The sequence below is a fragment of the Mycobacterium shunyiense genome (assembly GCF_058270035.1).
The window spans coordinates 256,509-272,034 of the sequence record NZ_JBZDPT010000031.1; the positions used below are offsets into that span (position 1 = coordinate 256,509).

At 67.1% G+C, this 15,526-nt stretch carries 10 protein-coding genes; 5 read left to right on the forward strand and 5 right to left on the reverse strand.

Features of this window, described 5'->3' with window-relative positions:
• Window positions 1–36: 36 nt before the first annotated feature.
• The gene (locus tag AC4ELS_RS18405; RefSeq protein WP_448448056.1) at window positions 37–606 is read right to left on the reverse strand and encodes a TetR/AcrR family transcriptional regulator; all 570 of its coding nucleotides are present in this window, start codon (window positions 604–606) and stop codon (window positions 37–39) included.
• A gap of 76 nt (window positions 607–682) precedes the next feature.
• Here AC4ELS_RS18405 and AC4ELS_RS18410 point away from each other — a divergent pair, with 76 nt between their 5' ends.
• The gene (locus tag AC4ELS_RS18410; protein WP_499048549.1) at window positions 683–3,715 is read left to right on the forward strand and encodes an MMPL/RND family transporter; all 3,033 of its coding nucleotides are present in this window, start codon (window positions 683–685) and stop codon (window positions 3,713–3,715) included.
• Window positions 3,716–3,801: 86 nt separating this feature from the next.
• On the opposite strand, the gene AC4ELS_RS18415 is transcribed toward AC4ELS_RS18410, so the two are convergent.
• The 3 genes from AC4ELS_RS18415 to AC4ELS_RS18425 form a co-directional block, all read right to left on the reverse strand.
• On the reverse strand, window positions 3,802–5,631 hold the full coding sequence (locus tag AC4ELS_RS18415) for a phosphoenolpyruvate carboxykinase (GTP) (RefSeq protein WP_064879804.1): 1,830 nt from the start codon (window positions 5,629–5,631) through the stop codon (window positions 3,802–3,804).
• 156 nt (window positions 5,632–5,787) lie between these two features.
• On the reverse strand, window positions 5,788–7,317 hold the full coding sequence (locus tag AC4ELS_RS18420) for a hypothetical protein (RefSeq protein ID WP_498884540.1): 1,530 nt from the start codon (window positions 7,315–7,317) through the stop codon (window positions 5,788–5,790).
• Entirely contained in the window at window positions 7,314–8,210 is an 897-nt protein-coding gene (locus AC4ELS_RS18425) for a P-loop NTPase family protein (RefSeq protein WP_498884542.1), read from the reverse strand. Before AC4ELS_RS18425 ends, AC4ELS_RS18420 begins: the two co-directional genes overlap by 4 nt.
• Before the next feature lie 230 nt (window positions 8,211–8,440).
• On the opposite strand from AC4ELS_RS18425, the gene trmB reads away from it, so the two are divergent.
• The 3 genes from trmB to mmpL3 all read left to right on the forward strand — a co-directional run bounded on the left by trmB (window position 8,441) and on the right by mmpL3 (window position 13,053).
• Window positions 8,441–9,238, forward strand: a complete 798-nt coding sequence (gene trmB, locus AC4ELS_RS18430; RefSeq protein WP_498885025.1) for a tRNA (guanosine(46)-N7)-methyltransferase TrmB — start codon at window positions 8,441–8,443, stop codon at window positions 9,236–9,238.
• Window positions 9,235–9,951 carry an NYN domain-containing protein gene (locus AC4ELS_RS18435; protein WP_064879806.1) on the forward strand — a complete coding sequence of 239 codons (717 nt, stop codon included), beginning with the start codon at window positions 9,235–9,237 and terminating at the stop codon, window positions 9,949–9,951. The genes trmB and AC4ELS_RS18435 overlap by 4 nt, the downstream gene beginning before the upstream one ends.
• 78 nt (window positions 9,952–10,029) lie before the next feature.
• Complete coding sequence (gene mmpL3 / locus AC4ELS_RS18440; RefSeq protein WP_448448047.1) at window positions 10,030–13,053, forward strand: trehalose monomycolate exporter MmpL3; 3,024 nt, start codon at window positions 10,030–10,032, stop codon at window positions 13,051–13,053.
• A 72-nt stretch (window positions 13,054–13,125) separates the two neighbouring features.
• On the opposite strand, the gene AC4ELS_RS18445 is transcribed toward mmpL3, so the two are convergent.
• Window positions 13,126–14,262 carry an AI-2E family transporter gene (locus tag AC4ELS_RS18445; RefSeq protein WP_064881115.1) on the reverse strand — a complete coding sequence of 379 codons (1,137 nt, stop codon included), beginning with the start codon at window positions 14,260–14,262 and terminating at the stop codon, window positions 13,126–13,128.
• A 72-nt stretch (window positions 14,263–14,334) separates the two neighbouring features.
• Here AC4ELS_RS18445 and AC4ELS_RS18450 point away from each other — a divergent pair, with 72 nt between their 5' ends.
• Window positions 14,335–15,522 (forward strand): lysylphosphatidylglycerol synthase transmembrane domain-containing protein, encoded by a 1,188-nt coding sequence (locus AC4ELS_RS18450; protein WP_499048552.1) that lies wholly within the window; start codon window positions 14,335–14,337, stop codon window positions 15,520–15,522.
• The last annotated feature ends 4 nt before the right edge of the window (window positions 15,523–15,526 follow it).

Genomic DNA, 15,526 nt, shown 5'->3' on the forward strand with positions numbered 1-15,526 from the left:
ATCAGCCCGTTTTGGGCACCTGCGCGTCTGCTCGCGCTAGAGAATCCGGCGCAACAACAGCGTCAGGCTGGTGTTCGCGTCGTCGAGGGGTTGCAGCGACCTGGCGCTGCGGCACTGGATGATGGCACCTTCGAGGGAGCTGACGATGAAGCTGCCGAGTGAGACGGCGGTCGCAGCGTCCACGCCCTTGGACTCGATCGAAGCAGCGATCACTCTGGCCCAGTCAGCAAACACCGTTGCCGAAGCTTCGCGCACCGCCAGGGCGTCCGGCCCTGCCTGGGCGGCCGCCACGATCGGACATCCGCCGGTGAAATCACTGTCGATCAGGTTGTGCTTCCAGCCTTCGATGAAGGCGCCGATCACGTCCTCAGCGGGCAGGGCCTGCGTCAACTCCTCGATCCTGGCGGTGATGATCCGCCCGGCCTCCAGCGTCGCCTGTTCCATCAGTTCCGTTTTTCCCGCTGGAAAGTGCTGGTAGATCGAGCCTCGGGCGGTATTACTGCGCTCCAGGAGATCGCTGAGGCCCGTCCCGTGAACGCCGTACTCACGCATCAACTCGATCGCGCTCAGAATGAGACGTTCCCGCGGGCCTGCCACCGCCGCCACCCCTCTCCATCACCGAATAGACCAGTCGGTCCATCCTAGTTGACCCCGCGTAGACCGATTGGTCTACGATGCCGAAATGCACAATCTGGCGATCTTCGGCAAACTCGCCCGAGTCTGCGCGAAGTATGCATGGGTGGTCCTCGGGGCGTGGCTGGCCCTGGCCGGCGTGCTCAATCTGGCCATCCCCCAGCTCGAGCGCACGGTGGCCGAGCACTCTGCGCCGTTCACCCCTGAGAGTCCGACCACCGAAACCCTCCGGCAGATGTCGCGCGACTTCGACGTCCCCGACACCACTGCCGTCGGCAGCATCGTGGTGTCCAGCGACCGGGTCCTCGGCACCGCCGACACCGACTACTACCGCGACCTGGTATCGCGACTGGTGGCCGACAAGGACGACGTCGCCTACGTGCTCGACACCTACGGCACCCGCGGACTGGAGGACCTCGGCCTGAGCCCCGACGGGAAGGCCATCCACCTGATCGTGGCAACCACCGGGGACGTCGGCTCGACCCGCGCGCACCGTTCCACCGAGAACGTCCGTGCCGTGGTCGAAGAACTTCCTCGCCCGGCCGGGCTCGACGTACATTTCACGGGCGCCGCACCGACGCTGTCGGATCTGTTCTCCGCCATCGACACCTCGCTGGCCATCATCACCGTGGTATCGGTCGTGCTGATCACGCTGCTACTGCTCGCCGTCTACCGGTCGCTCCTGACCGCGCTGATTCCCCTTCTCACCGTGGGCATTTCGCTGGCCGTGGCGCGGCCGGCCATATCGTGGCTGGGCGGACACGAACTGATGACGGTTTCGAACTTCACCATCGCGCTGGTCACCGCGATGGTGCTGGGCGCGGCCACGGACTACGGCATCTTCCTGCTGGCCAACTACCACGAGGGCCGACGACGAGGGCTGGGTGTCGACGACGCGGTGGCCCGCTCCGGTGCGCATACCGCAGGTATCGTCATTGCCTCCGCCCTGACCATTGCCGGGGCCGGAATGGCCATGATTTTCACCAAGATCGGGATGTTCCGCACCGCCGGGCCGCCCATCGCGCTCGCGATCGCGATAGCGGCGGCGGTCAGTCTGACGCTGACCCCCGCGGTCATGGCACTGTGGGGCCGGCGCGGTTATGCCGAACCCCGACCCCTCGATGAACGACGCTGGCGCAAGCGCGGTGCGGCCATCATCCGCCGGGCCCCGGCCCTCGTCGCCGCATCGTTGGCGTTCCTGCTCGCCACCAGTTCAGTGCTGTTCACGTTCGAACCGAACATCGACGAGAACGCCATGCAGTTGCGCGCCACCGACAGCAAGCGAGGCTACGAGGCCGTCTACCGCCATTGGGGCGTCAACGAGGCAGCCCCGGAATTCGTCACCGTCCGGGCTGACCACGACATGCGCAACACCAATGACCTGGCCGCGCTGGACCTGATCGCCATGTCCATCGGCAACCTTCCCCAGGTCGCCTACGTCCGCTCGATCACCCGGCCCGAGGGAAAACCCTTGCCCGAGACGGCCATCGGGTCTCAAACCGCGCAAGTCGGCGCCGGTCTGGCGGACGCCCACAATCGCGTCGAACAGGCCATACCGCAGCTGAAACGCCTGGCCTCAGGGGTCACCCAGCTGCACGACGGCTCCGCCGGCGCCGCCGAAAGGCTGCCCGAACTCGCCAAGGGCGCCCACGATCTCGTCACGCTCACCCGGAACCTGCTCGGCACCCTGGAATCCGCGAACCGGGTGGTAGACACCGTCTCTGACGGATCGCTCGATGTGTCCGCGGTCGTGCGCACCATGTCCGGCGCCACCGACGCACTGGAAGGTGCGGTGAACGAGATCGATGCCACCCGTGACAAATTGACCGTTCCCACGGCAGCCGTACACGCGGTGTTCGACCCACTCACGGCAGCCGACCCCGGCCCCGACTGCGCAGCGGACTGCATGCGCGCACGGCAGGCATTCGCCGACCTCAATGCGGCCACCGGCGGGAAGGCGCAGCTCGCGATCACCGGATTGACGCTCGCCGCCCCGCTGGTCCCCGAGCGCCCGGTGAGCACCGCGCTGGAAACGCTGCCCGACCTTCGCGCGGGTATCAAAGGCCTGCGGACCATGCTCGACCAGCTGGGCACCCGCACGCCCGAGCAGACGCGGGGCGATCTCAACCGGCTGATGTCCGGAATCAACGAACTGTCAACCGGTCTGGGCCAACTCACCACCGGGCTGGGCCAGGTCAAGTCCGGCACTGACACCATGATGGCGCTGACCACCGAACTCAGTGCGGGGCTCAACCGCGCGTCGGACTTCCTTCATCGGATGTCCGCCGACACGAGCACCGGCGCGGGCCGGGGTTTCTACCTGCCCGAGGAGGGCCGCGCGGACCGACGGTTCACCGCAGGTGAACGAATGCTCATCTCCCCCGACGGCCGCAGCGCCCGCATGATGGTGGTCTGGTCGGTCAACCCGTACGGCGCCGAGGCCATGGGCGCGGTGCCGGATGTCATCGCAGCGGCGAACAATGCCGCAACGGGAACCGTGCTGGAGCACGCCCAGATCAATTCGACCGGCCTGGCTTCGCTGTCCCAACGCCACCTCGACCAAACCTGGCGTGATTTCGCACTTTTCGGTGTCGTCGCAGTGGCAGCCGTGCTGTTGGTACTGATCGTGATGCTGCGCAGCCTGGTGGCGCCCGTGTTGATGATCGCCGCGGTCGTGCTGTCCTTCGGCGCTGCGGCGGGGATGTCGACCCTGATCTGGCAACACCTGATCGGCATCAGCCTGGACTGGTCGGTGTTCCCGGTGGCGTTCATGGCCCTGGTCGCCGTCGGCGCCGACTACAGCATGTTGTTCGCCGCCCGGATCCGCGAGGAATCCCACAGCGGAGTGACCAGCGGCATCATCCGAGGATTCGGCAGCACCGGCAGCGTGATCACCACCGCCGGAGTGGTTTTCGCGATCACGATGTTCGCCCTGACCAGCGGGACGGTGCTCAACCTGGTGCAGATCGGATCCACCATCGGCATCGGCCTGCTACTCGACATCACCGTGGTGCGGACCTACCTGGTTCCGGCCGCGATGAGCCTGCTGGGAGAGCGCATGTGGTGGCCGGCCCGCGCGTGACCCCCGCCTAGACAGCCGAAAGGCCAGTTATCGCACGCTTTTTCGCAACTTGCGTGCAATAACTGGCCAGTCGGTTCTGGAAAGGGTTAGGCCTCTTCGCTCAGGCGGTGCTTGAGAGCGTCGAACTCGTCCTTGATGCCGGTGGGCAGCTTCTCGCCGACGAACTCGAACCACTCTTCGATCAGCGGGAGCTCGGCCTTCCACTCCTCGGCGTTGACGGCCAGGGCCTCGTCCACGTCGGCGGGATCCACGTCGAGCCCGGACAGGTCCAGGTCCGCCGCGGTCGGCACGATGCCGATCGGCGTGCTCTTGCCGTCGGCCTTGTGCTCGATGCGCTCGACGGCCCACTTCAGCACGCGGCTGTTCTCACCGAAGCCCGGCCACAAGAAGCGGCCGTCGTCGCCACGGCGGAACCAGTTCACGAAGAAGACCGCGGGCATCTTGGACTCGTCGGCGTTCTTGCCGATGTTGATCCAGTGCTGGAAGTAGTCACCGACGTTGTAGCCCAGGAACGGCAGCATGGCCATCGGGTCGCGGCGCACGGTACCGACCTTGCCCTCTGCGGCGGCGGTCTGCTCGGAACCCAGAGTGGCTCCGATGAACACGCCGTGCTGCCAGTCGCGGGCCTGGGTCACCAGCGGGACCGTGGTCTTGCGACGCCCACCGAACAGGATGGCCGAGATCGGCACACCCTGCGGGTCGTCCCACTCCGGCGCCAGCGTCGGGCACTGGGAGATCGGGGTGCAGTAGCGCGAGTTCGGGTGCGCCGCTTTGGTTTCCGCCTCGCGCAGGTTCCAGTCCTGGCCCTTCCAGTCGATCAGGTGGTCGGGCTCGCCCTCCAGGCCTTCCCACCACACGTCGTTGTCGTCGGTCTTGGCGACGTTGGTGAAGACGGTGTTGCCCGCGGCAATCGTCTTCATCGCGTTCGGGTTCGAATCCCAGTTGGTGCCGGGCGCGACGCCGAAGAAACCGAACTCCGGGTTGACGGCGTAGAGGCGGCCGTCCTTGCCGAACCGCATCCAGGCGATGTCATCACCGACGGTCTCGGCACGCCAGCCGGGAATGGTGGGCTGCAGCATCGCGAGGTTGGTCTTGCCACAAGCCGACGGGAACGCCGCGGCGATGAAGTAGGCCTTGTTCTCCGGGGAGATCAGCTTGACGATCAGCATGTGCTCGGCGAGCCAGCCCTCGTCATGCGCCATGGCCGAGGCGATGCGCAGCGAGTAGCACTTCTTGCCCAGCAGCGCGTTACCGCCGTAACCCGAGCCGAAGCTCATGATCTCGCGGGTCTCCGGGAAGTGGGTGATGTACTTCGTGTCGTTGCACGGCCACGGCACATCCTTCTGACCGGGCTCCAGCGGTGCACCGATCGAATGCAGCGCCTTGACGAAGAAGCCGTCGTCACCGATCTTGTCGAGCGCGGCCTGGCCCATGCGGGTCATGGTGCGCATCGAGACCACGACGTACTCGGAGTCGGTGATCTCCACGCCGAGCTTGGGATCCTCGGCGTCGAGCGGACCCATGCAGAACGGCACCACATACATGGTGCGGCCGCGCATCGAACCGCGGTAGAGGTCGGCCAGGATCCCGCGCATCTCGGTGGGATCCATCCAGTTGTTGGTGGGGCCGGCATCGATCTCGCGCTCGGAGCAGATGAAGGTGCGTGATTCGACGCGGGCGACGTCGGACGGATCGGAGAGCGCCAGGTACGAGTTCGGCTGCTTCTCTTCGTTCAGCTTCTGGAAAGTGCCCGCCTCGACCAGGTGGGCCGCCAGACGGTCGTACTCCTCGGCGGACCCGTCGGCGAAAACCACCCGGTCAGGCTGAGTCAACTCTGCGACCTCCTGAACCCAGGCCAGCAGTCCCTGATGTTTCGTCGGTGCGGTGTCCAGACCCGGAATGGTCGCTGAGGTCATCAAATTCTCCTGCGTAGGTTTGTGTAACCCAACCCGCGTCACGACGCGATCACGGCTACCCCTTGGGTAGAGGTTAACGCGGGTGACATACCCACGGTGAACCAGTGGTATGTCCGATCACTCACAGGAACGATTCAGATCAACGTTATCAGCTGGTTACTCGTCAGTAGCATCGCTGTTGCCGTACAAATCGGCCCGGACCGCGTCCAGCGCGCGCTGTAGTGGCGGGATCCGCCGGTCCCGCTGAGCCGCCGCCCGCGCGGTGGCGATGGCATGTTCCCGCAGTTCGGCGTCCATCGCGGCGGTCTTCTCCGCCGCCGCGGCGCTGTCGGCTTCCTCCCGGGCCGCCTGCTCGGTGGTAAGTGCGGATTCCGCAGCGAGCACCCGCGTGGCGACGAGTTGTTCCACCGCCGAACGCAGCGTCGTGGTGATCTCGCCGACCCAACGATCCAGCACCGCCCGGTCGTGCAACAGCGCGCGGGTGCCGACCACCCAGACCGCCAGGAGCAGCCCCACCACCGCGCCGACCACGAGTCCGGCCACTGCCAGCCGCGGCGCCGCACCGACCAGCAGCCGACTGACCGCCACCGCGACGCCCAGTCCGAACCCCGCCCCCAGAACCAGCATCAGCCGGGTCTCGGGTGTGCGGGATTTCAGCGGTGGCGGCGGCAGGTGGGGCACCGCCGGCTGAGCCGGCAATCCAGTCACCGCCGGCTGAGCCGGCAATCCAGTCACCCCCGGCCGAGCCGGCAGCTCGGGCAGGGCCAGCTCCAGTTCTGTCGCGACGCCGCGTAGGTGTGCGGTGATGCCCTCGTCAACCTCGCCGACAACCTCGCCGGCGCGCTGACGGGCGTACTCCTCGAACGTCGCGATCCGGCGACGGCTGATGCCTGCGACATCCTCCTGCAGTTCGGTGCGAACCGAATTGCAGCGATTACGGGCGAAGTAGCCGAGTTGAACCCGGGCCTGCTGCATCTGACTGCGCAGCGCGATGCTGCGTTCGGTGCGGGTCAGCCTCCGGGCCCGGGCCACCTCTGCGCGACGCTCCCGCAGCACATCCACCCGCGCCTGGCGGTCCGCCCCCGACCCGTCGGCCTCGTAGCGGCCGATCACTGCTTCCAGACGAGTTTCCCAGGCGCGCAACCTGTTCCGGCGAGCCATATCGGGATCGACCAACCGGCCGGACAGCAGGTCGACGAGTTCGTCGAGTTGCGGTTCGCCGAGATCGGGTGCCGCCGAAACCCCCACCCAGGGCATGCGCTCGTAGCGCTCGTCGCGTCCACTCAGGATCGCCGCGTCGGCGTCGCGTACGTCGCGCCAGTCGCGGTAGGCATCGATCTTGGACACCACGCCGACCACCAGGTCGGTGTAGCGCGACGCCAAATCAACCAGGGCACAGTCGGATTCGGTGATCGGAGCGGCCGCCGAAACCACGAAGACCACGGCCGCCGGCGCCTCACCGGCGACCAGTTCGGTGGATTCCACGAAAGTGGTCTGCGGCATCCGCTCCCGCAACGCCGCCATCACGCTGGTCGATCCGGCCAACCACGGACCGGCCACCAGCACCGCGTCGCGGGTCTCCACCCCCGGCGAGTTCAGGCCGGGATCGATCGCCGCCACCACGGCGTCAGCCGCCGCCACCGCATCCGCCACGGCCTCGTCCCGGGCCGTACCCACGTCGGTCATCGTTCCTTACCCGCCGCACCCAACAGTCTCAGTGACCCTCGCACAATGTCGTCGCCACAACTACGGTGCAGGGCATTCACCGGACCGTCACGGTAGCGCCGCCAGTGCCGGGCCCGGCACAGGTGGGCGTCACGGTCGGCGCCGGGATCCACCGTCAGCCCATCGGCCTGCACCACGTCCACGGCTGCGGCCATCAGCGCGATCACCGTCTCGTCGGCGGCCAGGAAGCGGCCCACGGCCGGACCGCCGACCGCGCGCAGCTCAGCCAGCGCCCACCGCACCCGTTGGTACCGGACCGAGGCGGCTGCAGTATCGATGTCCGCGACCACCCGGTCGACCTCACTGAGCCGCCGCAACAACTCCGGCAAGCTCTCGGCGGTTGCGCCGCGCCTCAGCGCCAGCGTGGTGTGCGCGATCCCGAACCGGTCGAGACGGTTCAGCAGCTCGGCGCGCACCGGCCCGTCCACCCGGTGCGGAACAGAGACGAAGGCGTCCACCGACGTCAGGTCCGCGGGTTCGGCAGCCAGCAGTCGGAGTGCGTCTACCAGCGGCTCCGGTAGGACCGACCGGCTCAGCAGCGCGATCATCGGCGTCACCGACACTCCGGCCAACTCCTGCAGACGTCTGGACCGGTGACGGGCGGTCGCGATCGGACCGCCGGGTCCGGACCCGGCCAGGTCGGCCTTGTTGAGGACGACGAGCGTCGGGCGTCCCGCCCGGTTCAACGCTGCGAGCAGGGCCTCATCCTCGGGTTTGAGCACCTCCGCGATGACGACGACCGTGACGTCGCCGCTTTCGGCGATCTCCAGACCTGCGCCGGCAAGCGCGTCCTCCACTGTGCTCACGCCGACGCCTCGACGTCCCCGCACACCCACCGTCAGGGGAGCCGTCACCCGCGCAACGATCTCCGCCAACCGCGCATCGCCGTCACGGTCGGCAAAGCGTGTGAGCTCGTCTGCGAAAATCTGGCGGCCTTCCCTACGCGGTGACGGGCGCAACCCCGGTGCCTCACGAAAAATCGTGACATGACCCGGACGGACTCGCGAACGGATGTTTGAGCCCTGGCAGCTGGAGGCAACTGTTGGGTATCAATCTCTACCACGATGCGGGCACACCGCCCCCGATAAGAGACCATGGACGGATGCACCCGTCCAGGTCCGACGTCGGTGGGCCGGCGTCGGCAGATGAGGCGGCCGACGTGCCGCCTGCCCAGCCGCACCGTTTTCCCCGGGTGACCAGCTTCCGCACCCGGCGGTCGACGCTGTCGCCCGCCCAGCAACAAACCTGGGAGCGGCTGTGGCCTGAGCTCGGCATCCAGGCCCGTGACGAGGACTCGCAACCGGTCGTCGACCTCGACACCAGGGCCTGGTTCGGCCGCTCGGCCCCGCTGATCCTGGAGATCGGCTCCGGCACCGGTACCTCCACTCTGGCCATGGCCCAGGCCGAGCCCGATTTCGATGTCGTCGCGGTCGAGGTCTACCGCAAGGGCCTGGCCCAACTGCTGAGCGCTATCGACCGCACCAACCAGACGTCGGCCCCCGTCACCAATATCCGCCTGGTCCGGGGGGACGGCGTCGACGTGCTCGAGCACATGTTCACCAGCGGGACCCTGACCGCGGTCCGGGTGTACTTCCCGGATCCCTGGCCCAAGGCCCGCCACCACAAGCGCCGCCTGCTGCAGCCGGCCACGGTGGCGCTGATCGCCGACCGGTTGCGTCCCGGCGGAATCCTTCATGCGGCCACCGATCACGCGGGATATGCCGAGCACATCGCCGAGGTCGGCGACGCCGAGCCCCGGTTGCGCCGGGTCGAGGCGGGCGCGGCCCTGCCCGTCTCGGTCGAGCGTCCGGTCACCAAGTACGAGCGCAAGGCATTGGCCGGTCCCGACGTCACCGAGCTGGTGTGGGAGAAACTGCCATGAGTGTGACCGAAGACATGCACGACGACACCGCGCAGGTAGAGGCCCGATCGAGCGCAGGCTCCGACACGCCGGACGGCACGCCCGCACGCCGCGTGTTGCTGGTGTGGGATGCGCCGAATCTCGACATGGGGCTGGGCGCGATTCTGGGTGGCCGCCCGACGGCCGCGCATCGTCCCCGCTTCGACGCGTTGGGGCGCTGGTTGCTCGCGTACGCCTCTGATCTGGTCGCCGAAAGCGGCGATGACGGAGATGTCTCGCTGGAACCCGAAGCCACTGTCTTCACCAACATCGCGCCAGGTAGCGCCGATGTGGTGCGCCCATGGGTGGAAGCGTTGCGTAACGTGGGTTTCGCCGTCTTCGCAAAACCGAAGATCGACGACGACAGCGACGTCGACAGCGACATGCTCGACCACATCGCCCTGCGTCGCAGCGAGGGATTGGCAGCAGTTCTGGTTGCCTCGGCTGACGGACAGGCGTTCCGGCATCCACTCGAAGAAATAGCCCGTGAGGGCACCCCGGTGCAGGTGCTCGGATTTCGCGAACATGCGAGCTGGGCGTTAGCGTCGGATACCTTGGAGTTTGTCGACCTGGAGGACATTCCTGGTGTGTTCCGGGAACCGTTGCCACGGATCGGCCTGGACTCGCTGCCCGAGCAGGGAGCATGGCTGCAGCCGTTCCGGCCGCTGTCCTCGCTACTGACCGCACGGGTATGACAACTGAAGACCTTCGTCGAAGCCATGCGCGGGTCACCACAAGTTTTGAAGCGAAATGTTAAAGCGTTAGGAGCCTAAGTGTTCGCCTGGTGGGGTCGAACGGTGTACCAGTTCAGGTACATCGTCATCGGTGTCATGGTGGCGCTGTGCCTAGGTGGCGGCGTCTACGGCGCCAGTCTCGGAGAGCACGTCACCCAGAGTGGTTTCTACGACGAGGGCAGCCAGTCGGTCCAGGCGTCGCTGTTGGGCGACGAGGTCTACGGCCGCGATCGAACCAGCCACGTTGTCGCGATCCTGACGCCGCCGGATGACAAAAAGGTCACCGACAAGGCGTGGCAGAAGACGGTCACGGAAGAACTCGACAAAGTCGTCGCCGACCACCCGGACCAGGTCCAGGGTTGGGTCGGCTGGCTGAAGGCGCCTGACGTCGCCTCGCTCGCCGCGATGAAGACCGAGGACGGACGTCACACCTTCATCAGCGTCCCCCTCAAGGGCGACGACGACGACGCGATCCTGAAGAACTACCAGGCCGTCGAACCCGATCTGCAACAGGTCAACGGCGGCGACATCAAACTCGCCGGCCTCAACCCGCTGGCCAGCGAACTGACCGGCACCATCGGCACCGACCAGAAACGGGCCGAGCTCGCGATCGTGCCCTTGGTGGCAGTCGTGCTGTTCTTCGTCTTCGGCGGTGCGGTTGCCGCCGCCCTCCCCGCGATCATCGGTGGCCTGACCATCGGCGGTGCGCTGGGCATTCTGCGGTTCACCGCCGAATTCGGACCGGTGCACTTCTTCGCCCAGCCCGTCGTGACGATGATGGGCTTCGGTATCGCCATCGACTACGGCCTGTTCATCGTGAGCCGGTTCCGAGAGGAACTCGCCGAGGGTTATGACACCGAGGCCGCAGTACGCAGATCGGTGATGACCTCCGGCCGAACCGTGGCGTTCTCCGCGGTGATCATCGTGGCATCCTCGCTGCCACTGCTGCTGATCCCGCTCGGATTCCTGAAGTCGATCACGTACGCGATCATCGCCTCGGTCATGTTGGCGGCATTCCTGTCGATCACGGTGCTGCCGGCCGTCCTGGCCATCCTCGGACCCCGCGTCGACGCCCTGGGTGTCACCACGCTGCTGAAGATCCCGTTCCTGGCCAACTGGCCGTTCTCCCGCCGGATCATCGACTGGTTCGCCGAGAAGACCCAGAAGACCAAGACCCGCGAAGAAGTCGAACAAGGGTTCTGGGGCCGACTGGTCAACATCGTGATGAAACGGCCCATCGCCTTCGCCACCCCGATCTTGGTCGTGATGACCCTGCTGGTCCTTCCGATCGGCTCGCTCACGCTCGCGGGTATCAGCGAGAAGTACCTGCCGCCGGACAACGCGGTGCGCCAGTCGCAGGAGCAGTTCGACAAGCTCTTCCCCGGGTTCCGCACCGAACAGATCACCCTGGTGATGCAGCGCCAGGACGGTGAGCCGATCACCGACGCCCAGATCGCCGACATGCGGGCCAAGGCGATGACCGTCTCGGGCTTCACCGATCCGGACAACAATCCGGACGCGATGTGGAAGGAACGCGCGGCCACCGACAGCGGTTCGAAGGACAAGTCGGTCCGGGTGATCCAGAACGGCCTGGTCAACCGTGGCGACGCGGCGACGAACATTTCGGACCTGCGGGCCCTGCAGCCCCCACACGGCATCGACGTGTTCGTCGGTGGCACCCCCGCCCTGGAACAGGACTCGATCCACAGTCTGTTCTCCAGATTGCCGCTGATGGTGACGATCCTGGTCATCACCACCACGGTGCTGATGTTCCTGGCGTTCGGATCGATCGTGCTACCGGTCAAGGCCGCGTTGATGAGTGCCCTGACGCTCGGTTCGACGATGGGCATCCTGACCTGGATGTTCGTCGACGGCCACGGGTCAGGGATATTGAACTACACGCCACAGCCACTGATGGCACCGATGATCGGTCTGATCATCGCGGTGATCTGGGGTCTGTCCACCGACTACGAGGTGTTCCTGGTCTCCCGCATGGTGGAGGCCCGAGAACGCGGCATGTCGACCGCCGAGGCCATCCGCATCGGTACCGCGACCACCGGTCGCCTCATCACCGGTGCCGCCCTGGTGCTGGCGGTGGTGGCCGGTGCGTTCGCCTTCTCCGACCTGGTGATGATGAAGTACCTGGCGTTCGGTCTGCTCATCGCACTTCTGTTGGACGCCACGGTCATCCGTATGTTCCTGGTGCCGGCCATCATGAAGCTGCTCGGCGACGATTGCTGGTGGGCTCCGCACTGGATGAAACGCATCCAGGAGAAGCTCGGCCTCGGTGAGACCGAACTGCCCGACGAGCGCAAGCGCCCGATGGCGCAGGACTCCGGCGAGGACCCCCGCGCACTGGCCGGTGCCGGTGCCCTGCCGGCACCACCGCGGCCCCACGATCCGACGCACCCGGCGGCCGAACCGATGCGCCCGCTGATGCCTCGGACCAACGCCCCCTCGGCTGCGGGCACCGCCCGTATCACCCCGCCGCAGCGGCAACCCGAGCAGCAGCCACCGCAGCCCAGCCAGGAGCCGTCCACCACCCGGTTCGCCATGGCCCGTAACGCCGTGCGCAACGCGGTGAACACGGCCGTCAACACGGTCAACACCGCGACCGGCAACACCAACGCCAACACAGAGCGCACCCCGCAGCCTCCGGCGGGACGGCCTGCCGGAGGTCCGGCGGGACCTCCGCAGCGCGAAGATCGCGAGATCGAGTCGTGGCTGGGTGCATTGCGTGGCGGCCCGGCCAAGGGTGGTCCGTCCAACGGCACCCCGCCGCCTCCCCCACCACCGGCGCCAGGGCCGCCACCGCGACCGTCGGCTGATGCCACCCGCGCGATGCCGCAACAGCAGCACCGTCCGCCTGCCGGTGGTGAGGCTGCGCCGACGACGGCGTTCAACGCGCAGCGTCCGGGACCGGCTCCCGGCCCGAATCCGGCGCCGCGCCAACGTGATCAGGATCCGTCGACCCAGAAGTTCAACCCACACGACGACGAACCTCCGCGTCGCGGCGGCGGGATGAGTGCGCAGGATCTGTTGCGCCGTGAAGGCCGCCTGTAAGAGCTCGCTGATCGAACGTCGGCCTGTGTTCGTCGATTCACCCGAATCTCGACCACAGGCCGACGTTCGGCGCTAATCCCCCGGGTCGTCCGGCGGCGGCACCGCAACCACCGTCCCTTCGGCTTCCTCCTGCCTGGCCTGCTCGGCGTCGGGGTCGTCGGCCAGCAGCACCCGCGTCGCGCTGTTGATGAACGCCACCGTGGGCACCGCGAGCAGGGCACCGACAATGCCGGCCAGGACACCGCCGCCCGCGATGGCCAACACCACCGCCAGCGGGTGGATCGACACCGCACGGCCCATCACCAGCGGTTGCAGCACATGTCCCTCCAGCTGCTGCACCGCGATGATCAGCCCGAGCGTGATCAGGGCGTAGACAAACCCCTTGGCCAGCAGTGCCACCACCACCGCCAGGAATCCGGCGACCACCGCACCGACCAGCGGGATGAACGCGCCCATGAAAACCAGCGAGGCCAGGGGCAGCGCCAATGGGATACCCATGATCGCCAGGCCGGTGCCGATGCCGACCGCATCGACGAGGGCCACCAGGAACGTGGCTCGCATGTAGCCGCCCAGCGAGTGAAAACCGGCCCGCCCGGCGTCCTGAACCCGTTCACGCACATGGCCCGGGAACACCTTGGTGACGAACGCGAAGATGCTGCGCCCGCCCTGCAGCAGGAAAATCAGCGTGAACAACACCAACAGCGCGCCGGTGAGCAGCTCGGTGAGAGTGCCCGCGGTGGACAACGCCCCGGTGGTGAGTTTCTCCTGGTTGCGTTGCAGCGCCTCGATCGCGGTGTTGCCGGCCTGGTCGATCTGCTCCTTGCTCAGCTGCAGCGGACCGTTGATCAGCCAGTTGCGCAGCCCGTCGATGCTTCGGGTCACCTGTTCGACGAGTTGCGGTGCGCCCTCGATGAATTGGGAGATGACGAAGCTCAGGATGCCGCCCACCACCGCGAAACTCGCGAGCAACACCAGGGCGACGGCAGCACCGCGCGGGGCTCCCCGGCGGTCCATGAAGTCGACCGCGGGCAGCAGCAACGCCGCGACCATGGTGGCCAGTGCCACCGGCACCACGATCACCTCTAGGTGTTTGATCAGCCACAGCAGCGCCACGACGGCCGCCAGGATGACCAACAGACGCCATGACCACGCCGCGACCTTCCGGACGAACGGCGTAACGGCCTCATCAGCAACAGGGTCCAGTGCCATGTCGGTAGCGTAATGCGGCGCGCCGCCGTAACCGGTGAGGTCGTCGCGACCAGCGCGGTTACCCTGTAGGGCGTGTCACAGGACGCGCCGGCCGACACAGCCCGGGACCGGGCCGGCTCCACGCGCGGCAAGTACTGGTGGGTGCGCTGGGTGGTCATCGCACTCGCGGTGACGGTGCTCGCCGTCGAAGTGACCCTGGTCTGGGACCAACTGGCGAAGGCCTGGCGCAGCCTGCTCACCGCAAACGGGTGGTGGGTGCTGGCGGCAGTGGGCGCCGCGATGGCCTCGATGCACAGCTTCGCCCAGATCCAGCGGACGTTGCTGCGCTCGGCCGGGGTGCCCGTCAGGCAATGGCGCTCGGAGGCCGCGTTCTACGCCGGCAACGCGCTGTCCACCACCATGCCCGGCGGCCCGGTGCTCTCCGCGACGTTCGTCTATCGCCAACAACGCATCTGGGGCGCCTCACCGCTGGTGGCCTCGTGGCAGCTGGTGATGTCGGGGGTGCTGCAGATCGTCGGTCTGGCGCTGCTGGGCCTCGGTGGGGCGCTCATGCTGGGTGCCAGCAAAAACCCCCTGTCACTGATCTTTTCACTCGGCGCGTTTCTGGCGATCATCCTGCTGGCCCAGGCGGTGGCGACCAGACCGGAATTGATCGACGGCATCGGCGCCAAGGTGTTGTCGTGGGTGAACTCGTTGCGCGGCAAGCCGGCCAACACCGGGCTGGCCAAGTGGCGCGAAATCCTGCAGCAACTCGAGTCGGTCAGTCTGGGCCGGCGGGATCTCGCGGTGGCGTTCAGTTGGTCGATGTTCAACTGGGTCGCCGACGTGGCCTGCCTGGCTTTCGCGTGCTACGCCGCAGGCGGTCATCCGTCGCTGGCCGGGGTCACCGTCGCCTACGCCGCGGCCCGGGCCGTGGGGTCCATCCCGTTGATGCCGGGCGGCCTGCTGGTGGTGGAGGCCGTTCTGGTGCCGGGTCTGGTCTCCTCCGGAATGACGCTGGCCTCGGCCATCTCGGCGATGCTCATCTACCGCCTGGTCAGCTGGATCTTCATCTCCACGATCGGCTGGGTGGTGTTCTTCTTCATGTTCCGCACGGAGAAGGACATCGATCCGGACGCCGGCGGGCCGGCAATGCGGCCAAGCGCCGGCGGGCCGGCAATGCGGCCAAGCGCCGGCGGGCCGGCAATCCAGTCAGACGCCGGCGGGCCACCGATACAGCCACAGGATCCCGACTGCCCAAAACCCGAATCCGAGCGCTAGGAGA

Bases quoted from the DNA above. Each gene is read 5' to 3' on its own strand.
- AC4ELS_RS18410 (WP_499048549.1), top strand. From the start codon at position 683: ATGCACAATCTGGCGATCTTCGGCAAACTCGCCCGAGTCTGCGCGAAG.
- AC4ELS_RS18415 (WP_064879804.1), bottom strand. From the start codon at position 5,631: ATGACCTCAGCGACCATTCCGGGTCTGGACACCGCACCGACGAAACAT.
- AC4ELS_RS18420 (WP_498884540.1), bottom strand. From the start codon at position 7,317: ATGACCGACGTGGGTACGGCCCGGGACGAGGCCGTGGCGGATGCGGTG.
- AC4ELS_RS18435 (WP_064879806.1), top strand. From the start codon at position 9,235: ATGAGTGTGACCGAAGACATGCACGACGACACCGCGCAGGTAGAGGCC.
- AC4ELS_RS18445 (WP_064881115.1), bottom strand. From the start codon at position 14,262: ATGGCACTGGACCCTGTTGCTGATGAGGCCGTTACGCCGTTCGTCCGG.